Source organism: Pseudomonas sp. FP1762 (assembly GCF_030687105.1).
Taxonomy (GTDB): Bacteria; Pseudomonadota; Gammaproteobacteria; order Pseudomonadales; family Pseudomonadaceae; genus Aquipseudomonas; species Aquipseudomonas siliginis.
Genome location: NZ_CP117458.1, coordinates 3,960,777 through 3,983,075 on the forward strand (window position 1 = coordinate 3,960,777; position 22,299 = coordinate 3,983,075).

The following is a 22,299-nucleotide window of genomic DNA, read 5'->3' on the forward strand; positions in this document are numbered from 1 at the left end:
TGTGTGAGCGTAGCCCACCGGGATGTACCGGGCAAACGCCCGCCTCCCGCCCAGTTATCGGCGCGTCGCGAGTTTGGATGATCGCTTTTCGTCGATTTATTTACGATTGCTTCTTTACGGTTAATCAGTTGTGCAGGGCCAGGCGTCGCATCGCGCTGGTCAAGTGTGCGCGGGCACTTTGCGCATCGCCTTCACGCATTTGTTCATAGGCGCGCTGCGCAATCGCATGGGGCACCGGTTTCAATTCGCGCTGAGTGGCCAGTGCCAGCAGTTGCACCTGCGCGGCGCGTTCCAGGTAATACAGATCGTCCCAGGCTTCGGCAATGCTCGGCGCGGCGATAATCACCCCGTGGTTTTTCAGAAAGAGAATGTCGGCGTCGCCCATGACGCTGGCGATGCGGTCACCTTCGGATGCGTCCAGTGCGAGACCGTTGTAATCCTCGTCCACCGCTGTGCGCCCGTAAAACTTCAGCGCAGTCTGCCCCAGCCACAGCAGCGGCGGGCCTTGCAACAGGCACAACGCGGTGGCGTGCGGCATGTGCGTGTGGAACGCGACTTTTACCCGTGGCAGTTGTTTGTGCAGGCGCGCGTGGATGTAGAACGCGGTCGCCTCGGGCTCGCCTTCGCCATCGACCACGTTGCCGGCGAAGTCACAGACCAGCAGATTCTGCGCGGTCACTTCCGAAAAAGCGTAGCCGTATGGATTGACCAGAAACAGATCATCATGCCCCGGCAGCATCGCCGAAAAGTGATTGCAGATGCCCTCCTCCAGACCATGCAATTCGGCCAGTTGAAAGCACGCAGCGAGTTCGTTGCGGGCGGTGATGATCGCTTCGGTTTCCAGGTTCAGCGTCGCGGTTGGTCTGGCTTTGCCAGTGCCGCTCAAGATATGAGCCATGGCAATCCTCCTTAGGTCCAGCCGAGGGATTTGAACAGCGGCAGCACTTGATCGAGGCTGGACAGGATCGCGTCGGGGCGATAGTCGGGCAACAACTGGCGCCCGGTGCCGCGATCGATCCACACGCAACGAAAACCCATGTCCCGCGCCGCCGTGTGATCGAGCATGGGGCTGGCGCAGATGTGCACCACTTCATCCCGGGTCACGCCCAATTGCTCATGAGCGTAGTCGAACAGGCGCGGCGCCGGTTTGTAGGCACCGGCCTGTTGCGCGGTGATCACCCGGTCGATATGGCCGCCGAGTTGCGCGACGTTACCGGCGATGATGTCGTCGTCAGTGTTGGAGACAATGCACAGCTTGAAGCCCATGGCTTTGAGCTGCGCGAGGGTGTCGACCACTTCGGCAAATGGCGGCATGTTCGGGATGGCCGCCGCCAGACGCTGACTGTCCTCGGGCTGGCTCGGCAAGCCCAGTTCTGCCAGCGCCAGTTGCAGGCCGAGTGTGCTCAGTTCGCGAAAGGAACGGTGCGGCGGTGTTTGTTCGAGACGGTGCTCGTGACGGTCGTAGACTTCGATCAACTTAGTGGCGTCGACGGCGTGCTCGCCCTTGTCGCTGAGCATTTTTTCGACCACGGCTTTCAGGCCTTCATCCCACTGAATCAGCGTGCCGTAGCAATCGAAGGTCAGCCAGTGCGGGCGCGGCGTGTTGTTCAAGGTCATCGGTCGATTCCTCCACAGTGAGGACTTCAGCTTATGAGCGTGCGGTGATAGTGTGAAATTAAATAAACACTCAATCCTCATTCGCAAAACAACTATCAGGAATACCGCCATGCTGGATCTGGAATTGCTGAAAACCTTTGTCTGCGTGGTCGATGAAGGCAGCTTCACCCGTGCTGCCGAACGTGTGCATCGCACCCAATCGACGGTCAGCCAGCAGGTGCGCAAACTCGAAGATCTGGTCGGCCACCCGCTACTCCTGCGCGACCGCACCGGAGTGAACGTCGCGGTCACCGAACACGGCGAACTGCTGATCCACTACGCGCGCCGGTTACTGGCGCTGTCCGCCGAAGCCACGCAAGCGCTGGCCAGCGACGTCGACCTGGAAGTGCTGCGCATCGGCATGCCGGAAGACTTCGACGCCCGGCGCATGGCACTGATCCTCGCCGGCTTCACCCGCAACCATCCGCAGGCGCGCCTGGAAACCATCAGCGGCATGAGCCTCGACCTGCGCCAACGCCTCGACGCCGGCGACATCGACATTGCCCTGATCAAACGCGAACCCGACAGCGGCCCGGCATGGGCTACCTGGCCGGAACGACTGGTATGGGTCAAAGGCACCGAGTTCGACACCTCCAGCGGTGTGCTGCCGCTGGCACTGTTTCCGCAGGGCTGCCTGTACCGACAACGGGCGATTCGCCTGCTCGATGTGGCGCAGCGACCGTGGCGAGTGGCGTTCGGCAGCCACAGCCTGACCGGAATTCAAGCCGCAGTGGCGTCCGGGTTGGGGGTTTCGGTGCTGCCGGTTTCGGCGGTATTGCCAGAGCACGAGGTGTGTAGGGATCTGCCGGAGTTGGCGCCGACAGAACTGGCGCTGGTCAGCCGCGAGGGAGTGTTGAGCGGCTTGCAGCGGGGGCTGGTGGAGTTTTTGCGTGGAGAATTGGGGGTGGATGCGGGGGGATTTGCCTGAACCCCCCGGGGATCCTTATTCGGGTTTGTTGATTTCGCGGAGCAGGTCGGCGGTGGGGATGTTCATGGTGTTTGAGTAGTAGCGTGGTTCGTATTCATATTCACATTTCAAAATCCTCAGACCAAAAAAACAGGCGCTCACGGGAGCGCCTGTTTTTCCTGGCTCATTACGGATGGCTCACCGTACCGGCGGCACCCGAATATCCCCCGCCCGACACTGCGTCTTCACCCCTTTGCCACACGCGCCGAACTGCAAATCCTTGTCCATGCACACCCGCACTTCCGACAGCTGCGGGCCGCTGCAAATCACCGCAATTCCATCCTCGGGAATACCCGGATTGGCCTTGCGAAACAGATCGACAATCTCTTGCGCTTCGAAGTAGTACGACGTCGAGCCGAACGGCTGTAACGCCTGCGGAATCTTCACCGCGCCGAGGGCCTGATCGGACTTGTCCAGATAACCCATTGCGCCAAGACCGCTGCAGGTACCGTGCTTGGACCATTCGTGATCAAGGAGTTTTTTCGTCGGGTACATCGTCAGGCCCTTGCTGGTTTCTGCCGCCGACAGCCTGGTCAGCGGCGGACAGGATTGCGGCCAGCCGCCCTTGGCGTATTGCGGCCACAAACCGTGCAGGACAAAACCATAACCCTTGCCGGTGCACTGCGCATCGTCCTTGTGCGTCAGACAAAAGGTCGGCGACCAGGACAGCGCCAGCAGGTAGTAGTCGAACACCCCCGCCACCGATTCGGCCTGCGCTTTGTTCGACGCCGGCTGACGCGCCGAACTCGTGCCGATGCTACCGGCCGTCAGCGCGATCAGCGCCAGAATTGTAAACAGCTTTTTCATTAACCCGTTCCTTGGGACGCCTGCGTCCGTGGTTTTCGTTGTTGGCCAGACCTGGCCAGTGCTGATTTCGACACGCTTGTATTGCAAGCGCATGACGCAAGGCAAGGCCCTGCGCCGTGCAAAGGTCTACGCTGAACAGGCAGACATCCAACAAGGGAACCGACATGAGTAAAGCAGACGAACTCGCCGCCAGACTCAAGCAGACACGGCACACCCAGGCTGATGCGGCGCTGGAAATCGATTGCTGGCCTGCTCAGGTGTACGACTTGTACCACCGCATTGAGGGCTGGCTGCAACCAGTCACCGAAGTAGGACTGAAGATTCGGCGAAATCCTACGCACGTTTGCGAAAGTTCGCCGGATGGTGAAAGCCATGATTACGCGATCGACCAGTTGGTAATCGAGGCTAATCATCACAGCCTTACGTTCGATCCGATTGCGCGGTTTACCGAGGATGGCGCTGGGCGCGTGCAGATTACTCTGGAAGACAGGAATACCTATCTGCTGCGCACTGTCGATGAACACCACGAAAGTCACTGGTGGTTGCAGACGGTTGAAACCGGGCAGGAGCTGGATGCCATTGCCTTGACCGAAAATAATCTGCTGCAAGTGGTCCAGGAGGGGTTGGGACTTTAGCTCCTCGCTTTTCGTGACTGCGATACCCGCCCCGCTGATATGGCCTGCCTTCCGACGAAGGCCGGCCGCTTTTTAGACTCACAACCAATGAATGGAATCTCTGATTACATGGATGCTTCAACCGCCCCGACCTTCTCGCTTTTCTTTAAACGCAACTTCAAACACGTCCTCGATTACTGGAGTCAAATCACCGTTACGCTAGGGTTCCTGGGTGCAGGCATGGCTATTCTCGGCTTGTACATTTACACGCGCGCAATTGGCCGCACAGACTTGTTTCTAGCAGCCATCGATGCGAAAGCTGCATTGGCGCTCTGGTTGCTGTTGATCGTTTTGATCATGGTCGGCTACTTGGGTGTACTTTTTGCCAGCGCCTGGTTCTATGGCGTCACCGTATCAATGTTTGACAAAGTGCCGGAAAAGCACAGTCGAGTCGCCGCTTGGTTGCTGCTTCCCCTGTGCATCGGTTTCTGTGTGTTCATTATTTTGTTGTTTATCTACCCGAACACTTTCAGTGCCGGAATTTCAGTAGGAATGATCTTTTTCCTCACACTGACCGCCTACTTTGCATTGTTCTTTTTCAGACAATTTCGAGCCATTGTCGATGAAGACACAATGCACTTGAACAGGTGGAAGAAAAATGGCTTTCGCTTGTTTGTGGGGGGTGTCATAGGACTCGCAGTTTTGTTTGCTTCACTGCCAACGTTGCTGATCCTCTCTACCTACGTTGGGGAAGACAACGCTAAAGCCGTGACAATTATTGGCCTGTTTTCTCTCGGCACACTCATCCTGAGTCTGGTTCCCGTTTTCATCTTTTACATCAGTAAAGGTCACTTCCTTGCGCGCATCGCGTATGGAGCCGTGGCGGCATTGGTGCTCTTCGCTGCGTTTCTGCTCCTGTCGCCCGGCGCCATGCCAACCATTACATACGCTGCGGCCGGGAATCTGGCGATACGTCAGCAAGGTCCGGCACGCTTTATTCTCGACGCGGAGATCAGTCTTGGAGACGTGGACAACCGGCAATGGCGGACTCGGCTCAACGAAAAGAAAAAGGTCGAAGTTACCGCGTTTCCACTGTTTTCATTCGGAGACATTCTGCTTTTATGCAGTAGCGACCTGCGCTATCTGAATTTGTACGAATTGCCTCGCTATACCCCTTTCTGTATAGCAACCCGTCACAGCAAGGTAACGCGAAAACCGTTGCGGCCCGCGATGACTCGCGGACTTACATGGCAACAAAGGGCGGAACATTTGCTCAATTGGGAGACAGTTCATTCAGCAGTTTTGACACCGATCACTTCACCACCACAAGACTCTGCACGTGTAGAAACTCCTCGATTGAGAACCATTGGGATGACACGTGAAAGAACCATTCACTAGACTGGCCCACCGCCCCTTGAACAAGACGGATTTCATGACAACTCCAAAAAGCACGATGATCCTCTGCGGCCTGCTGACCCTGGCCGCCAGCGCTCACGCCGCTCCAGGCACTTCCCACCTCGACAGCATTCAGCAACAAGGCCAGTTGCGTGTCTGCACCACCGGCGACTACAAGCCCTACACCTTCAAGCGCAGCGATGGCGACTTCGAAGGCATCGACATCAGCATGGCCCGCTCCCTGGCCGACAGCCTCGGCGTCAAGGTGCAATGGGTGCAGACCACCTGGAAAACCCTGATGCCCGACATGCAGGCCGGCAAATGCGACATCGGCATGGGCGGCATCTCGGTCACATTGGAACGGCAGAAAAAAGCCTACTTCAGCAACACCCTCGACACTGACGGCAAAATCCCGCTGGTGCGCTGCGCCGACCAGTCCAAATACCAGACCATCGACCAGATCAACCAGCCCAACGTGCGCCTGGTGGAACCGGCCGGCGGCACCAACGAAGCTTTCGTTCACGCCTTCCTGCCCAGAGCGCAACTGGCCCTGCACGACAACGTGACGATCTTCCAGCAACTGCTCGACAACAAAGCCGACGTGATGATCACCGACGCCTCGGAAGCGCTGTATCAGCAGAAACTCAAACCCGGTTTGTGCGCGGTGAATCCGCATCAATACATGCAATACGGCGAGAAGGCTTACCTGCTGCCGCGCGATGACATCAGTTGGAAACTGTATGTCGATCAGTGGCTGCATTTGAGCAAGGTCACTGGCAAGTATCAGCAGACGTTGAGTGAGTGGATTGCGGTGCCGCAGTAAGCCAAGGAACCCGGCCGACGCGCGCATTGAGGGAACGGTTCGCTCAATGCACGCGGTCGGCACGCGGTGGAGAAAAGTGGCAGCCGTAATTCCAAAAAGCAGACAAGGCCTACACTGAAATCACAGCGACACGTTCGCTTCCGCCGCGATGCATACCGCACATCCACCGCTACTGCGCTTGAGGCGTCCCATGAATGTCGACTGGCTCAATTTCACGCCTTGGTCTTCCCTTGCCGGCGGCGCGCTGATCGGCCTGGCCGCGAGTCTGTTCGTGGTCGGCAATGGACGTATTGCCGGCATCAGCGGCCTGATCGGCAGCCTGCTGCAACGCAATCGTGAAGGCGCCAGCGAGAAGGCGCTGTTCATCCTTGGCCTGCTGGTGGCGCCACTGTTGTGGGGATTGTTCAAGGCGTTACCGCCGATCGAGTTCCAGAGCGGCTGGTCAGGGCTGATTCTCGCAGGGTTACTCGTAGGGCTTGGCACACGCTATGGCTCAGGTTGTACCAGCGGCCATGGCGTTTGCGGCATATCGCGCCTTTCGCCACGTTCGATGCTCGCCACTGCCTGCTTTATGCTCAGCGGGTTCTTCACCGTATTTGTCCTGCGCCATCTGACGGGAGTTTGAACGTGCTCAAACTCAATGCATTCCTGGCCGGCCTGCTGTTCGGCGTCGGATTACTTCTGGCGGGCATGGCCAATCCGACGAAAGTCCTGGCGTTCCTCGACGTGGCCGGGGCCTGGGATCCCTCGCTGGCATTGGTCATGGTGGGCGCCATTGCCATCGCTATCGGCCCGCTGACCTGGGCACGCCGGCAACGCAAATCGGTACTGGGCAACCCCATGCAACTACCCGCCCGAAAAGAGCTGGACCGACGTCAGGTTGGTGGCAGCCTGCTGTTCGGGGTCGGTTGGGGGATAGCCGGCATCTGCCCTGGCCCGGCAGTGACCATCCTGTTGACGGGCCACTGGCAAGCAATCGTTTTCGTATTGGCGATGCTCGCAGGCATGGGGCTATTTACGCTGCTGGAAACCCGACGCAACCCGTGACCGCAGAACAACCGACATTAAGGCGCAGGGCACCCACGGCAGCCAGTGTTGGTGGTGATCAATGTTTTGCACAAGATCGCGGATTGGATGATCTCCCCTGCCACGCACTCGTCGAGATCTGCGCCAATGATTTAAAGGCCGGCCTGGCGAACCAGTAGCCCTGCATCAGGTAAATGCCGCAATCGGCGAGAAAGTCTCTTTCCTCGGCATCTTCTATGCCCTCGGCGATCACTTCCACGCCCAACTCTCTACACATGTTCACCACGTTGCGCACGATGGTCTGGCGTACGCGGTCACGGTGAATATTGCGGATCAGCGCCATATCCAGCTTGATCAGGTCTGGCTGAAAATCCGCCAACAAGTTAAGGCCGGAATAGCCTGCGCCAAAGTCGTCGATGGCCGTCTTGAAACCAAACTCACGATACTCACGCAAGATATTCATCAAGTGTTTGTTGCTTTCGACGTGCTCGCCTTCCACAGCCTCGAAGATCAACCGCTCCAGCGGAAAGCCGTATGTGCGCGCCGCTTCCAGCGTGCTGCGAATACACATCTCCGGACGGTACACGGCGTTCGGCAGAAAGTTGATCGACAGGTACTGCGTCATGCCTAACTCAGCCGCCGTGGAAATCGCCCGCACACGACACAGTTGATCGAATCGATAACGGTTCTGATCGTCCACCTGCTCCAGGACAGACAAGGCGCCTTCACCGTTTACGCCGCGAACCAACGCTTCATGGGCAAACGTCGTTTGATCGCGCAGATCCACAATGGGCTGGAAAGCGAAGGCGAAATCCATCTCTGGCACACCTTTGTTTCTACAGCCCTGGCAGCCACCGGGAGACGCGAATGATTTTGGAAAGTCGGTCATGAACCACCTGATGACGGCGTGCAACCTTCCATGGCGATAAATAAAACAGCTGCTGGCCTTAGTTATCTGCAAACAAGGCAATAACTGTAGCCCTGCGGCGCCTGAATAGTTGAAGGCACCGCGTGCGCCAAGTTGAAAAGATCAGGTGCGGAAATGCGCGGTCATTCGCTGCAGGTCCTGCCCCAGGGACGCCAATTCGATCGTCGCCGCCGCACTTTCTTCGCTGGCGACAGCCGACTGGTCAGCCACATCACGCACACTGACAATGCTGCGGTTGATTTCGTCGGCCACGGCACTTTGCTGCTCGGCGGCGGCCGAGATCTGCAGACTCATCTCCTGGATCGTACCGATGGACTGATTGATCTCGGTAATCGCCAATTCGGCCTTCTGCGCCAGTACCACCGTATCGAGGGTGCGCTCGCGGCTTGAGGTCATCAGCGTCGCGGCCGCTTGCGTGCCTTGTTGCAGGGTGACGATCAGCGCTTCGATTTCCTTGGTCGAGTCCTGCGTGCGCTGCGCCAGCGAGCGCACTTCGTCTGCCACCACAGCAAAACCACGACCCTGCTCACCCGCCCGCGCGGCTTCGATAGCGGCGTTCAACGCGAGCAGATTGGTCTGCTCGGCGACGGCTTTGATCACATCGATGACTTTGCCGATCTGCTCGCTGTCCTGAGTCAGCACATTCATCGCACCGCCCAACTCCTCAATGGCCATGGCAAGTTCGCTGATCTGCACCGTCGCCTGCTTGACCACCGTGCTGCCATGGCGCGCCTGCTGATCGGCGAGGGTCGCGGCAGCGGAGGCATCGGTGGTGTTACGCGCAACTTCCTGCACCGTCGAAGCCATTTCGTGCATCGCTGTGGCAACTTGATCCACTTCACTTTTTTGCTGACGTACACCTGCGCTGGTCTGCTCGCTCATGGCCGAGAGCTTTTCCGCAGAGGTGGAAATCTGCGTGACGCCATTGCCGATACCTTGCACCAGCGTGTTCAGGTTCTGCGCCATCTCCTGCATCGCATTTTGCAGATCGCCCAACTCATCTTTGCGCGCAGACCTGGCCTGTACCGTCAGGTCGCCTTTGGCAATCCGTCGTGCCAGATCAACCGTCAGCGCTAGCGGCGCAGTGATCTGGCGCGAGATGACCACCGAAGCCAACAGCCCGATCACCAGCGCCAACGCAGTCAATACCGCCATCTGAATAAAAGCCGAATGCTGATCCTCATGTGCAAGGCGCTGCTGGGTGTCCATCAGGCCACTCATGATCTTGTCCATCGCCTTGCTTTGCTGGTCGACCTGCTCGCGCATGTTCTGCTTCTGCTCAAACAGCCCGGCCACTTCCACCAATACTTCGCGATAACGCCGCATGCCGGAGTGGGCTTCTTCCAGTTGGCTCGACAGCGCCGTCGGCAGGCTGGTGCGCGCCTTGCTGATATCACTCAAGAAGCTATCGATGGTTTCCATCAGCAGTTTTTTGTTCACGTCGTTGGGCACCGCGATGTAACGACGCAACATCAGGCGAAACGTGGTCATGCCATTGCGCAAATCGGCCACCGTGCGCAGCTCCCGAACGCGTTCACCATCGGCAGACGCCAAGGCACTGGTCGTGGTGCCTTCAAGCATGCCGGCAAAAGTTTGCGCGTACTTGTCCGACAGCGCCGTCAGCGGTTTCAGCGCATCGGTGGTCGATTGATCGGCAGCGATCAGCCGTTTGACCTTCTGGTCGTAGGCAACAATCGTGGTTTGCAAAGCCTTCAAGGCTTGCTGGTTTTCAGCGCGGGTCAAGGTGTCCAGCGCCTTGCCCACAAGGCCCTGCAAGACATTCAACTGCGCGTTATAGGACTCGGCGAAGGCTGCGTCAGCGGCGGCTTCGTACTGTTTCTCGGACAGACGCATATTTTGCGTAGCGTCATTCAACGTGCCGATCAGACGCGTCGTACTCAAGCGATCAACCAGCACGCTGTTGCTGTTATAGCCAATGAAGGCAACCGCCAAAACGGCCAGCAGAAGAATGCCGAAGCCGGTTCCCAGCTTGCGGGAAACTTTGATGTCACCGAGGAAATTCGATGCTACTGCCATATTCAGCCTCAAACGTCCTGACGCGAAACGCCAGGCACAAAAAAATTGATCTCCGGTAACCACAGTCACCGTCCAGACATTCGGGGGTCGTCATCCAGGGCGTAGTACGGGACGCTCCAGCGGTCCCTGAAATGCAAATGCCGATGCTGTTGAAGCGTCGAAAACAACCCGACGCGAGCACCGGCAGACAAAGCCATCACGTCGCAACAGAGCATATGCAGGCTGGATTTATCGTTTCAGCAAAGGTGTCTGAAGGGATGCTATTAATTTTGCGAAAACTTGTACAACTTTATATTTTTGTATAATCGTTGAACTTTTTGAGCGACGTAATGACGCATTGCCATCATGATTTGTGGCACATCGCTATCGGCGTGAAACGGGGGCTGAAAATGCGCATTCAAACGCTTGGCGACTCAATCCTTTACCAGGTGGGAATGGCAATACGCCTACCGGTCGTGGCCTCGCGCAAGCACGGGACTCAATAGAGGCAATCCCCATCTGACGCCGGAGCACCTGCTCGATGAAGTTGCTGGAGCTATCAAGATCCTCTGCCAGCAATCCAGATCGCGTAGTCCGTTTCCGGGGCGAAAATGTGGCTGTCTTGGTAGACTTGCACTCCATTCCGCCGGATGCGGTGTAGCGCATGCTGCCATCCGCCAGTTTTCATGTCCTGACAGCTGCCATAAACGAAAGTGGTACGCATTGGCTTCGAATTGGTACATCGTACCAACCAGATGCTGAACACCCTTGAAAACGCCCAAAAGCACGCCGAAAACACGTTGAGTAAAATGGTCCAGAATCAGAGCTTCAGCCCAGTAAAATCCATGCCTGAGCCGTCTCGCCGCTTCAGTGTGGCACCCATGATGGATTGGACGGACCGCCACTGCCGGTACTTCCTACGCCTCCTGTCGAAGAACGCCCTGCTCTACACCGAAATGGTGACCACCGGCGCGCTGCTCAACGGCGATCACGAGCGTTTCCTCCGCCACAACGAAGCCGAGCACCCGCTCGCCTTGCAGCTCGGCGGTAGTGTTCCGTTGGATCTCGCCGCCTGCGCGCGCATGGCCGAGGAACACGGCTACGACGAGGTGAACCTGAACGTCGGCTGCCCGAGTGATCGTGTGCAAAACAACATGATCGGCGCGTGCCTGATGGGGCATCCGCAGTTGGTGGCCGATTGTGTGAAGGCGATGCGTGATGCGGTGTCGATTCCGGTAACGGTGAAGCATCGCATCGGGATCAACGGTCGGGACAGTTACGCTGAGCTGTGTGATTTCGTCGGTACTGTGCGGGATGCCGGCTGCACGAGTTTTACCGTGCATGCGCGGATTGCGATTCTGGAGGGGTTGTCGCCGAAGGAGAATCGTGACATTCCGCCGTTGCGCTATGACGTCGCGGCGCAGCTGAAGGCGGATTTTCCGGAGCTGGAGATTGTGCTGAATGGCGGGATCAAGACCATGGAGGCCTGCCATGAGCATCTGCAGACGTTCGATGGCGTGATGTTGGGGCGTGAGGCTTATCACAATCCGTATTTGCTGGCGGAGGTCGATCAGCAACTGTTCGGCAGTACCGCGCCGGTGATCAGTCGGGCTGAGGCGTTGGCGCAGTTGCGGCCGTATATCGCCGAACATCTGCTGGCCGGTGGGGCGATGCATCACATCACTCGGCATGTGCTGGGCCTGGGCACCGGTTTCCCCGGGGCGCGGAAATTCCGTCAGTTGTTGTCGGTGGATATTCACAAGGCCAAGGATCCGCTGGCGTTGCTGGATCAGGCGGCTGAGTTGCTTGAAGGTCGTTGATTGATGGATTGAGCGTGCGGGCGACGCATGAGCGTTGCCCGGTGTTTTGATGTACTGACAGGATGTCTTTCGTTTATGCCCGCGTTTACTTGTTCAGGTTTCAAGCGTTTCACCCTCCTCGCTTTGTTCAGCTTCACCTCCAACGTTTATGCGCACTGCGATGGCTTTTGCATGGGCCGTACCGATACGCCGTGGGAGGTGACGCAGTTTTCCGGCTTCACTTTGGTGTCTTTGATCCTCGCACCTATTTCGTCTAGCCAGGAAACGACCGACAGTCACAAGCGTGTTTACTCTGCCGAGGAGCAAGAAGACGCGCGACTCTATCTGGCCAGCGACGGCATGCTGCAAGCCGCGTATTTCACCTCGGCCTTGCAGCGCTATCGCCAGGAGTCGGCGGATTCGGGGTTAAATGATCTCGCCGTGGCGGCGTTGATCAGCGCTCAGTGATCAGGCGGCCGCTGCGGCGGTCCAGTTCACCCAGCCGAACAGCCAAGTCGCCAGAATCAACAAACCAAACGCGATCCGATACCACGCGAACGCGGCATAGCTGTGGTTGGCGATAAATTTCAGCAGGCCACGCACGGCGATCATGGCGAAGATGAATGCGGTGACGAAGCCGAGGGCGAAGACAGGCAGGTCGTTGGGTTGGAACAGGTCGCGGTATTTGTAGCCGGAGTACACGGCAGCGCCAACCATGGTCGGCATGGCGAGGAAGAACGAGAACTCGGTGGCGGCTTTGCGCGAGAGGCCGAAGAGCAGACCGCCGATGATGGTCGAGCCGGAGCGTGAGGTGCCGGGAATCATCGCCAGGCACTGTACGAAACCGACCTTCAACGCGTGAGACCAGCGCATGTCATCGACATGTTCGACGCTGACCACATGGCTTCGCTGTTCGGCCCATAACATGACGATGCCGCCGACAACCAGGGCGACGGCAACGGTGATCGGGTTAAACAGGTATTCATGAATCGCGTCGGCGAACAACACACCGAGGACAACGGCCGGGAAAAACGCGATCAGCAGATTAAGGGTGAAACGTTGCGCGTTGCGCTCGGTGGGCAGGCCTTTGACGATTTCGAAGATCTTCGGACGAAACTCCCAGACCACCGCAAGAATGGCCCCCAGTTGAATAATGATGTTGAACGCCATGGCGCGTTCGCCGCCAAACTCGAGCAGGTCGGCGACAATAATCTGGTGGCCGGTACTCGAGATGGGCAAGAACTCGGTCAGGCCTTCAACCGCGCCTAATATCAATACCTGGAAAAGGGTCCAGAAATCCATTAATCCTCCGTCAGAGCACTCAGGGTGAGCGACCAGTCAATAACACTCAGGGGTTGAGTATCTGAATTACACAATTGGCGCATATAAAGATCTAAAGAGATCGCAGCCTTCGACAGCTCCTACATTTGGAATGCATTTCCATGTAGAAGCTGCCGAAGGCCGCGACCTTTTGATTTCGAAGAATAGGTTTAACGGACTGCCACACTCAAGTCATGTTAGTAATCGTCGGCCGACGAACTAAACGGAAAAAATTTACATCTATTACAACAAATATTTCAGTTCAGATATGAAGTGTGATCAACTTCACACATTGTTGACATGGCCAATCAGTGGCAAAAGGACATAGACAACGCCATCGTCACAAGCTCAAAATAGTGGCACCATCGCATATAGCCATCACTTTTCCATTAGTTCACAAGCCCGAGAAAATCAACTAAAAGCCTGAAAAGCTTAGTTATTGTTAGAAAACTCGGGAGGCACGTCTAAAATCCGCGCAAATGTTACCAATTGTCAGTCACAGATGAGAACCGGTGCTTTAACATCCCGATGTCAGCACCTAATTCGAGTCAACGCATGATGCTCTCAGGGAACTTGGCGACGAGAAGTCCGCGCCCGACAAATGATGAATCCGGTGTTCTTGCGCTGGGTCGTACACTGGGTGTGGCTGATCATTTGAGATCGGTGATCGCAAAGCACGTGCAGCCCGATATGACTCTGGAAACAGGTGCTTTCACTAGTTCATATAAGCAGCACGGTTACATCGGTTCCTACCGCGCCATTTTCGTCATCATCGATAATCCACAAGCCATCGAAGAAAATCTGGCCTTGGTGCAGAACCTGCGCGATGACAACTTGAAGCCACTTATTTGCGCAATTGTCACCGGCCGCGGCGCCGTCAACAAGATCAAATATTTCCTCGCCGGGGCGGATGCCTGTATCAAGCTCAACACATTGAGCGATGACAGCGAAGACTTGCTCGCGGAGTTCTTCAACAGCGAAGACTGGCAACGAGATATCAATCTCACGCTTGATCCGACGCGGATCTGCCTGATGGACAGTCGGCGCAAACTAGATATCTCTTTCGCCGAGATGAAGATCCTCGAGGCCTTTGCGCACACCGGCAATCACATTCTGAGTCATGATGAAATCGCCAGCATCATGGGCCTCAACAGCAATTTCTACGATCCTCGGGCACTGGAAAAATCAATCAGTCGCTTGCGTGGAAAAATCAAGGACATGTATGGTACAAACGCGATTCAGAGCATCCGCGGCTACGGCTATCGCCTGATGCGGGGCCTGATATCGACTGCCTGAGTCTCGGGCAGTCTTCCCTTTTGCATACGTACGAAGGATCGTCTGATGCAACCATATCGTTCCAATTGCGCCTCATACTTATTAAAACTCAAGCACTTGAATGAGCACGGCATCACGCCACATAACAATAAAACTCCATAACATAGCAGCAGATCGAGTGGAATTTATCGATGGCCATTTTCGGCCAGAACCCTGCCTACGATTACTTCCGAGGAAGTCATTGCTCGCCTGCCGATTTATCTTTTAGCCAATTTTGGTGTGTATTTAGGAGAGAGACATGGAAACGAGTACAACCCTCCCCAGAAAATATTTTGTTGTTGTGACGCACAGCACAACGTCGCAACGTGAACTGGAAAGCATCTTGTCCAGTGAGCGTTTCAATTCGTTTGGCACGTCGCAGGCACAAATGTTTGTTGAAGGTGTTGCTTCGCCCTCTTCCGCCCCGATGGTCATGGAGTTCAGTTACCCAAGCCTCAGCCGAAAGAATGTTGCGCGCAGTATCGAACATGATACTCAACGCATACTGGCCACTCTTGAAAATGAATGGCGAGCCGCGCAAACAGACAATCCGTTTCAAAGCTTCCCGACACGCAGTGCAGAACGCGCTCATATCTCCAATGTCAGCGAGAGCACTGAGCCTTGCAGCGATACCTGGCATCTCGACGATGAACAAGGCGTGTTGCTCAAGGACAATGTTGCGATCAGCCTGACTGGCCTGGAAACCGCTCTGGTCAGGAAAATGCTGAGCCATGAAGAGCGCGTGGTCAGTCGTGATGACCTGATCATCAGCATTGGTCGGGAACCCGAGCAATACCGTGGCCTGGAAATGTGCCTGAGCCGATTGCAGGACAAGTTCAAGAGTGCGAGTAATGGCGAGCGATTGTTCCGAGCCGTAAGAAATCGCGGATATTGCCTGATCCAGGAAGTCGTAGCGTAATCACCGGCGCCACTAAAACCGAGACAGACAGATATAAAGTGCGACTACAACAACAAGAAGAGCACTCTGTCTGGTTTTCCCTCCCTGATTCAATAAAAGCTTCCCTGCCTCCACCCTTCAACAGTAACAAATACACCCTCACTTTTTCATCCCTCGCTCTACGACCTTTTCTAACAACCTTCTATTTAAATATTAAAAAGTTGGCATTGCGCCATCTTGTTAGAACTCGTCAGACACCATTCCCGGCAATAACTTAGTCTATTGGCTGACGACAGTTCGGCTCTCGATGTTGTTACCTCAAGACACTCGCTAAAACAAAAATAATAAGTCTGCATAACAACTCGGCTTTCAACTGTTGAAACCTGAATGGACGTCTTTTGGGGATATCGTATGGATCTTTCTCTCAGTATTAATCGAAGCACGGGCCTCAAGGGACTGACCTTTTGGGGCCAATGGGCGCTGGCACAGGCCTTCGTTGTGACGCTGCTGTTCATCCTCGCTGAACAGCATACCGGCACCGTCGCGTTCTACTACCGAATGTGCGCCACCCTCGCCGTTCTGGCTTCGGTGCCGGCTTACACATTCAGCGGCGTTTATCGCAAACGCGACAACTACCTGACCGGCCTCGGCCGCTTGTTCATGGGCTGGTCGATGACCATGGCCGCGCTGGCGTGCATCGCGTTTGTCTGCCAGGCCGATGAGCTGTTTTCCCGTCAGGTGATTCTGAGTTGGGCGGTGTATGGCTTCCTCGGTCAGGCGTTCCTCTACGCTCCGCTGCATGCGTTTTCCAAGTTCTACCAGCGTTCGCGTAAAAGCGAACACCGCACGCTGATTGTCGGCACCGGCGAACTGGCGTTGGGCCTGGCGAAAAAACTCAGCCAACTGGAAAACCTGCCGCTGATTGGCTTGGTCAGCAACGGTGACAAACCGGTCCTCGCTTCCGACGCACCGCGTGTCGTTGGCGCTCAGGACGAGTTGCTCGAGCTGATCGAAGCCCACGACATCCGCCGCTTGTACATCACCCTGCCGCTTTGCGAAGCCGCGAAGATCGAAGCGATGTATGTCGACTTGCTCGGCGCCAACGTCGATGTGGTGTGGGTGCCGGACTTGAACAGCCTGACCCTGCTCAATCATTCGGTGAAAGTCGTGGACGGCCTGCCGGCGATCTACTTGAACGAAAGTCCGCTGACCAGCCGCCCCACCGCTGCCCTGAGCAAGAGTCTGGTTGAGAAAACCGTGGCGTTCCTGGCGATCATTGCGCTCAGTCCGCTGCTGTTGATCATCGCTCTGGCGGTGAAAATCAACTCGCCCGGCCCGGTGTTTTTCAAGCAGGACCGCCATGGCTGGAACGGCAAGGTGATCAAGGTCTGGAAATTCCGCTCGATGCGTGTCCACGATGACCGCGAAGTGAAACAGGCCAGCCGCAATGACTCGCGCATTACCGCAGTAGGTCGTTTTATCCGCCGTACTTCGCTGGATGAGTTGCCGCAGTTGTTCAACGTGTTGCAGGGGCACATGGCGCTGGTGGGGCCACGGCCGCATGCGGTGGCGCACAACAATTACTACTCGGGCAAGATCCTCGCTTACATGGCGCGTCACCGAATCAAACCGGGCATCACTGGCCTGGCACAGATCAGCGGCTGCCGGGGTGAGACCGACACCATCGACAAGATGCAGAAGCGTGTCGAGATCGACCTGCAGTACATCAACAGCTGGTCGTTGTGGCTGGATCTGAAGATCCTGGTGAAGACGCCGTTTACGTTGTTGTCGAAGGATATTTACTGAGGCTCAGCGCTGCAGATTACAAGGGGACGAAAGTCCCCTTTTTTGTGGGCGGGATTTTGGTAACCGGTATCGACTACCGGCACAAACCTTGTAGGAGTGAGCCTGCTCGCGATGGCGGTGGGTCAGTCAATGACGATGTCGGCTGACACGAAGCTATCGCGAGCAGGCTCGCTCCCACAGGGATTCGGGTGATGACCTGGATGTGTGGCGTGACGCCGATCAACTGTGGGAGCGAGCCTGCTCGCGAAAGCGGTGTGTCAGGCACTGGAGATATTGGATGTGCCGGACCATTCGCGAGCAGGCTCGCTCCCACAGACCAGCGCCTACTCGGTAATCTTCTCGAAGTTGCGATAGAACATGTCCCCTTCCCGGCTATCCGTCATCGAGTGCAGTTGATAGCTGCGGCTCAGTCTGGCGCCGCCATCTCGGGTCAGTGGCGCCCAGACCAGGTTGGCGCGGCGCATGGTCGACATGCTCATCATCTCGTCGAACGGGATCGACAGGTACAGGCCCTTGTCGAAACTGCCTTCGCCATATTCGGCGCTGCTGGCCGTGGTGATGGTTGCCCAGGCACCGACGCGCACGCCATTGAAGAACTCACGCGAGATATCCACGGTCGTGCCCCAATCCCCGGCCAGATAACGACCGACACTGACCGCCGCCAGCGTGTCGAACGGCAGGTCGGTATAGCCGGTGATATGCCCGGTCACCACCGAGTAATCGCGCAAGGCAAAACCCTGATCGAAATCACGTTGGCGCACCCAGTTCAGATCCGCGCCCAGCGACCAGCGCTCGCCGGTCGGGCGGAACAACACTTCCGCGCCGACGCCGGCAAACATCGATTCCAGATAGCCGCCGTACACCATGCCGTACAGGTCTTTATCCAACTGCTCGGCATGGCTGAGCTGAAACAACGGCATGGTCGTGTTTGAGGTGGTCAGGTACTGGCGCAAATCCGTGCGCACGCGGGGCAATCCGCTCGGCGCGTCGTAGACGAATTTGTCGAAGTTGTTGACCAGGTTGGCGCTGAGCAAACCGCTCCACCAGGTGTTGCGGTTGAAGCGATATTCCGCGTCCGCATCAGCACTGAATTGATAGAGCAAACCATCCGGGCCGCCGACGTTCTGCTTGAAGCCCAGACCCACGCCGTAGCTGAAATGCTGCGGCGCTTCGGTGTAGAGGGTCTTCTCATTGCGCGGCATCGCCGGGTTGATTTCGGTGGTGCGATGCAGCGACTCCAACGGTTCTTCATTGTTGATCACTTCGCGGAAGGTCTGGCGCGGCAGGCTGGTTTCTTCCAGCGGCAGGTCGTAGCGCTTGTTGACCACGGTAAACCAGTCGATGTCGTCGTTGACGCTGTTGTCGAGAATCCGGCTCGCGCGGCCAACGGCTTTGGACGAATGGAAATACCGCTGCTGCTCGCCGTAGACGATCAGTTCGGAATCGCGCTGACTGATGCGCTCGACCTTGTACCCGGCGTTCTGCTGCAAACGCCGCGACACATCGGCCCAGTTGACCTGTTCCATCGAGGTCGTCGGCGCCTTCGCCGGCAGCGGTTCGGGAGTCGGATCGTAAGTCTTGGCCGGCGCTTTGCGGCTGACGAAATTGGTGTGAAAGGTCACGCCGAACATCGCCGTATTGCCCCGTTCCCAGGCAGCGCTCAGATCGATCGAATCGGTCACCTTGAACACCGCGCCAAGGTTGATCGGCGAGTCCTGTTTGATCTCGTTGTCCTTCGGCTCGTTCTTGTAGTCGTTGCCTTCGAATTCCAGCTTCAGGCTCAGCCGATCCCACGGCGTCTGGTAGCTCACGCCACCGAACAGTGAAGGCTTGCCGCGAAAGTACGAGCCGGAGTTGACGTCGCCGGTGCCTTCCAGCGCCGGTCGCGTATCGAAGCGATTGCTGACGTAGCCCAGCGGGTTGTCGAAGTCGCCGCGATTACCGATGTAGCCCCAGGCGATGCCGGCGCTGAAATCGAAATTGTCGAAGCGCTTGTTGGCGACGAAGAATTCGCTGGAGAACAAACCGGTACCACCAATATCTCGAAAGCCCAGCGCCACTTCCGGCGCCCAGTGGCTTTCCTGCCACAGGCGCACTTTGGCGTCGACCGCCTTGTCCTTGTAGCTTTGACTGCCGCTGAGGGCCTCCGAGCCGTAGGGCCGGTTGGTGATCGCGGTGTAGCGAAACGAACCTTCGAGCCAGTCCAGCGGTTGCAACGACACGCTGTAGCGGCTGTACGGGTCGGTGCGGTTGGCGTTGACGCTCAGCTCGCCGGCCGGGGCCATGCGCGCCGTTGGCGTCTGCAACAGACCGGTGCCACCGAAGTCATTCTGGGTGATGCGCGGCTCGGCGTGGGCCAGACCGCAGGGCAATAACAACACAGCTGCAAAACGTAACTTCAACGAACCACCTCGGCCAGCTGCGTGGCAATGAATTCGGCCAACTGCTGATTCAATTCAGGAAGAGGCGGATCAAGATCATCATTTTTTATCGGCACCAGAATCCTGCTGCCGGCCACCGGAAACTGCCCGGACTCGCGATTCCAGTGCGCGATGCCGACGCGCCGCGACACGCCGTTGGGCTGGATCAGCCACAGGTAATCGGCCTCGGCATCGTCGAGAATCGAGCAGCCTTCGAGATATTCGCGGGCCTCCTGCAATGGCTGGTACGGCAGGTGGCACGGCTCGGTGACCGCGCCCAACACCTGCACTTCATCAACCCGTTTCGGATAGATCAGCCGATCGCCGTCATCCAGGCGAATGTTGCGCGCGAAGCCGACTTCCACCGCCACCGGATCGAGGTCAGCGATCTGCCGTCCGGTCACTGGCATTTGCCGGACTTCTTCAGCAACGCGCTGTGCCAGTGCCGCGCGGCTTGGCCGATCAAACAGCGTCGCCATGCGCTGCAGCACCTCGAGATCGAACAGCACACCAACCTTGAGCCGTGTCTGTTCCTCGACCAGCGACTGGCGCAACAAGCCGCCCGCCAGCCAATAGCCTTCGGCATTGGGCACGGCTTCGCTGATCACATCGAACAGGCGTCCACCCGGCGGCAATGCGATCGGACCGGGATTGGCGACGTCGCCGGACACCGTGACAGCGGCCTGACTCACCCCAGCGATCAGCAAAAGACCCGCAGCCAAAATGCTTAAGCGCTTCACGGCAGATGCCTGCGATCAGGAGTCAGCTGAACCAGCTTGACGCGCAATTGCGTGGTCAGTTGTTGCTCGCTTTGCAGAATGAAACCGTCGCGCGGGTCGACCCAGTAATGGTTGGTTGCGCTGAGGCCGATGGCTGGGGCGTCGATCTGTTCATCGACGCGCAGCACCGAGTAAGCCTTGTCGAGAATCTCCAGGGTCTCGGTGGAACGGCGCGAAAAGCGGCTGTTGACGATCACGCCGACTTCCTGGCCCTTGTACAGATCGATCCAGCGGCGCGTGGTGAAACCGTCGGCGACGTGATGCAGGCCTTGCTTGAACGGCGAGTCATCGGCCAGCCGTGTGCCATCCAGATCACCTTGCAGACCGAGGCCGATGCTGCGCACGGCGAGGCCATCGCGCAGCAGCAAAACCTGCTTGCCGGAGGCGACCCAGAATTGCAGGTCTTCACGCTCGCGCACCAGCGCCAGCACGCCTGAGCCGGATGGCGTGGTCAGTTTCAGTTGCGGGTAGTTGACCCCGGCGACCTCAGCCGCTGTCACATCAACCTCGTCGGGGCCGACGACGGCGGCCTTGAGGTTGTTCAGCGACGCGCTCATCAGAGGATTGCAGCCGCACAGCAACGAGGCCGCCATCAGGCAGACGCCCACTTTCAATAGGTTCACAGTCGGGCGGCCTTATTTGCTGTTGTTGCTGTATTCGCTCCAGTTCTTCGCTGCCGAAGCCCCGGTGCCGACAATCGACGCCGACGGCACCAACTGGCTGATGAAACGGTTCCAGCGAGTGACGTTGGCCGGGCCGACATAGACGACATCCTGCGGCCGCACCTGGAAGTGCGAAGCCAGTGCCATGGCGGTCGGTGATTCGGCTTCGAGCTGATAGATCTTCGCCGGCTCGACGTCGAGATTTTCCACACCGCGAATGACATAGACCGCGTTGCCGTTGGAGCTGGTCTGACTCAGGCCACCGACCGAACCGAGCACGTCGGACAGGTTCATGGTTGCGGTCTTGAAGCTCAGCGCGCGCGGCTGGTTGACCTCGCCCATGACGTAGATGCGCTTGTTGTCGTTGTACGGCAGATACAGCTGATCGCCGCCCTTGAGGTAGACGTTCTGCAGTTCGGAATCCTGCTGATTGAGCGTGTCGAGATTGAGTGGATAGACCCGCCCGTTGCGCGTCAGCAGCAGGCCCGACAAGTCGGCGTTATTGGTGTCGATGCCAGCGGAACCGAGGGCTTCGACCACGCTCAACGGATTGGTCGAAATCGCTTGCGGGCCGGCCTTCGTCACGGCGCCGGTGACCACGACTTTCTGACTGGCGAAGCGCAACACCGCGACGTCGACCTGCGGCTCGGCGATGAATGCCGACAGGCGTTGTTCGATGTCCGCACGCAGTTGCTGGATGGTCCGGCCGGCGGCCTGGACTTCCTTGATGAACGGGTAATACAGCGTGCCATCGGAGCGCACCAGTCGGCCGTTGGCATCGATCTGTTGTTGCGCGCCGGAGGGGGCGGTGAGCTCCGGGTGATCCCAGACGGTGATGTACAGGACGTCGTTGTTGCCGATGCGATATTCCGCCGGCGTCACCAGCAGCTCCGCCGGCAGTGACTCACGCTTTTGCGTGGCGCGGTTCATGGCGATCAGCTTCGGGGTGATCGGGATCAGCTCGACCCGACTGCTTTCGCTGGCACCCTGGCGGGTGATATCGCTGGTGCTCAGGTACTGGCCGGGGGAAAACATGCAACCTTGCAAAGCGAGACTTGCCAACATTAAA

21 protein-coding genes and 2 pseudogenes are annotated in these 22,299 nt (G+C 57.4%); 11 read left to right on the forward strand and 12 right to left on the reverse strand.

The genetic code is table 11. The annotated features are described in order from the left end of the window. Positions 1–124: 124 nt before the first annotated feature. Together PSH90_RS17555 and PSH90_RS17560 are read right to left on the reverse strand one after the other, a co-directional pair. A complete protein-coding gene (locus tag PSH90_RS17555; RefSeq protein WP_305381168.1) occupies positions 125–898 on the reverse strand; it encodes an aldolase in 774 nt (257 codons plus the stop codon). An 11-nt stretch (positions 899–909) separates the two neighbouring features. Further along, positions 910–1,617 carry a haloacid dehalogenase type II gene (locus PSH90_RS17560; protein WP_305381170.1) on the reverse strand — a complete coding sequence of 236 codons (708 nt, stop codon included), beginning with the start codon at positions 1,615–1,617 and terminating at the stop codon, positions 910–912. Positions 1,618–1,726: 109 nt separating this feature from the next. Between PSH90_RS17560 and PSH90_RS17565 the strand changes: the two genes are divergently transcribed. Then, positions 1,727–2,584: a LysR family transcriptional regulator gene (locus PSH90_RS17565; RefSeq protein WP_252882388.1), complete on the forward strand. Its 858-nt coding sequence runs from the start codon at positions 1,727–1,729 to the stop codon at positions 2,582–2,584. A gap of 177 nt (positions 2,585–2,761) precedes the next feature. Here PSH90_RS17565 and PSH90_RS17570 read toward each other — a convergent pair whose 3' ends face one another. Next, on the reverse strand, positions 2,762–3,430 hold the full coding sequence (locus tag PSH90_RS17570; RefSeq protein ID WP_095182419.1) for a ribonuclease T2: 669 nt from the start codon (positions 3,428–3,430) through the stop codon (positions 2,762–2,764). Positions 3,431–3,594: 164 nt separating this feature from the next. Between PSH90_RS17570 and PSH90_RS17575 the strand changes: the two genes are divergently transcribed. The 5 genes from PSH90_RS17575 (at position 3,595) to PSH90_RS17595 (ending at position 7,309) form a co-directional block, all read left to right on the forward strand. After that, positions 3,595–4,065, forward strand: coding sequence for a hypothetical protein (locus tag PSH90_RS17575; protein ID WP_252867940.1), 471 nt, complete (start codon positions 3,595–3,597; stop codon positions 4,063–4,065). 108 nt (positions 4,066–4,173) lie between these two features. Beyond that, positions 4,174–5,442 carry a hypothetical protein gene (locus PSH90_RS17580; protein ID WP_252867941.1) on the forward strand — a complete coding sequence of 423 codons (1,269 nt, stop codon included), beginning with the start codon at positions 4,174–4,176 and terminating at the stop codon, positions 5,440–5,442. Positions 5,443–5,476: 34 nt separating this feature from the next. Then, complete coding sequence (locus tag PSH90_RS17585; protein ID WP_252867942.1) at positions 5,477–6,262, forward strand: transporter substrate-binding domain-containing protein; 786 nt, start codon at positions 5,477–5,479, stop codon at positions 6,260–6,262. Positions 6,263–6,452: 190 nt separating this feature from the next. Further along, the gene (locus PSH90_RS17590) at positions 6,453–6,887 is read left to right on the forward strand and encodes a YeeE/YedE family protein (protein ID WP_305381171.1); all 435 of its coding nucleotides are present in this window, start codon (positions 6,453–6,455) and stop codon (positions 6,885–6,887) included. A 2-nt stretch (positions 6,888–6,889) separates the two neighbouring features. Further along, entirely contained in the window at positions 6,890–7,309 is a 420-nt protein-coding gene (locus PSH90_RS17595) for a DUF6691 family protein (RefSeq protein WP_305381173.1), read from the forward strand. Between the two features lie 58 nt (positions 7,310–7,367). Here the strand turns inward: PSH90_RS17595 and PSH90_RS17600 are convergent, their stop codons facing one another. From PSH90_RS17600 to PSH90_RS17610, 4 genes and pseudogenes are all read right to left on the reverse strand, one after another. Then, positions 7,368–8,177, reverse strand: coding sequence for an EAL domain-containing protein (locus PSH90_RS17600; protein ID WP_305381175.1), 810 nt, complete (start codon positions 8,175–8,177; stop codon positions 7,368–7,370). A gap of 141 nt (positions 8,178–8,318) precedes the next feature. Then, on the reverse strand, positions 8,319–9,191 hold the full coding sequence (locus tag PSH90_RS27565) for a methyl-accepting chemotaxis protein (protein WP_370695147.1): 873 nt from the start codon (positions 9,189–9,191) through the stop codon (positions 8,319–8,321). 33 nt (positions 9,192–9,224) lie between these two features. Further along, a pseudogene (locus tag PSH90_RS27570) lies at positions 9,225–10,253 on the reverse strand (methyl-accepting chemotaxis protein); the annotation flags it as partial. Between the two features lie 421 nt (positions 10,254–10,674). Next, a pseudogene (locus tag PSH90_RS17610) lies at positions 10,675–10,811 on the reverse strand (Lrp/AsnC family transcriptional regulator); the annotation flags it as partial. A gap of 266 nt (positions 10,812–11,077) precedes the next feature. Here PSH90_RS17610 and dusA point away from each other — a divergent pair. After that, positions 11,078–12,052, forward strand: coding sequence for a tRNA dihydrouridine(20/20a) synthase DusA (dusA, locus tag PSH90_RS17615; RefSeq protein ID WP_256810666.1), 975 nt, complete (start codon positions 11,078–11,080; stop codon positions 12,050–12,052). Positions 12,053–12,127: 75 nt separating this feature from the next. After that, the gene (locus PSH90_RS17620) at positions 12,128–12,499 is read left to right on the forward strand and encodes a DUF2388 domain-containing protein (RefSeq protein ID WP_056791440.1); all 372 of its coding nucleotides are present in this window, start codon (positions 12,128–12,130) and stop codon (positions 12,497–12,499) included. Here PSH90_RS17620 and PSH90_RS17625 read toward each other — a convergent pair whose 3' ends face one another. Then, positions 12,500–13,333, reverse strand: coding sequence for an undecaprenyl-diphosphate phosphatase (locus PSH90_RS17625; RefSeq protein ID WP_150741238.1), 834 nt, complete (start codon positions 13,331–13,333; stop codon positions 12,500–12,502). 573 nt (positions 13,334–13,906) lie between these two features. On the opposite strand from PSH90_RS17625, the gene PSH90_RS17630 reads away from it, so the two are divergent. The 3 genes from PSH90_RS17630 (at position 13,907) to PSH90_RS17640 (ending at position 17,369) form a co-directional block, all read left to right on the forward strand. Next, positions 13,907–14,647, forward strand: a complete 741-nt coding sequence (locus PSH90_RS17630; RefSeq protein WP_305381177.1) for a winged helix-turn-helix domain-containing protein — start codon at positions 13,907–13,909, stop codon at positions 14,645–14,647. 277 nt (positions 14,648–14,924) lie between these two features. After that, positions 14,925–15,584 (forward strand): helix-turn-helix domain-containing protein, encoded by a 660-nt coding sequence (locus tag PSH90_RS17635; RefSeq protein WP_041477289.1) that lies wholly within the window; start codon positions 14,925–14,927, stop codon positions 15,582–15,584. A gap of 390 nt (positions 15,585–15,974) precedes the next feature. Then, on the forward strand, positions 15,975–17,369 hold the full coding sequence (locus PSH90_RS17640) for an undecaprenyl-phosphate glucose phosphotransferase (protein WP_252886552.1): 1,395 nt from the start codon (positions 15,975–15,977) through the stop codon (positions 17,367–17,369). A gap of 323 nt (positions 17,370–17,692) precedes the next feature. Here the strand turns inward: PSH90_RS17640 and PSH90_RS17645 are convergent, their stop codons facing one another. Genes PSH90_RS17645 through PSH90_RS17660 form a run of 4 tightly spaced genes read right to left on the reverse strand, consistent with a single transcriptional unit; the run spans position 17,693 to position 22,265 of the window. Next, on the reverse strand, positions 17,693–19,771 hold the full coding sequence (locus tag PSH90_RS17645; protein WP_252867994.1) for a YjbH domain-containing protein: 2,079 nt from the start codon (positions 19,769–19,771) through the stop codon (positions 17,693–17,695). Further along, entirely contained in the window at positions 19,768–20,529 is a 762-nt protein-coding gene (locus PSH90_RS17650; RefSeq protein WP_252867995.1) for a capsule biosynthesis GfcC family protein, read from the reverse strand. Before PSH90_RS17650 ends, PSH90_RS17645 begins: the two co-directional genes overlap by 4 nt. Further along, positions 20,526–21,191: a YjbF family lipoprotein gene (locus PSH90_RS17655; protein WP_305381179.1), complete on the reverse strand. Its 666-nt coding sequence runs from the start codon at positions 21,189–21,191 to the stop codon at positions 20,526–20,528. Before PSH90_RS17655 ends, PSH90_RS17650 begins: the two co-directional genes overlap by 4 nt. Positions 21,192–21,203: 12 nt before the next feature. Next, the gene (locus PSH90_RS17660) at positions 21,204–22,265 is read right to left on the reverse strand and encodes a polysaccharide biosynthesis/export family protein (protein ID WP_052269119.1); all 1,062 of its coding nucleotides are present in this window, start codon (positions 22,263–22,265) and stop codon (positions 21,204–21,206) included. Between the last annotated feature and the right edge of the window lie 34 nt (positions 22,266–22,299).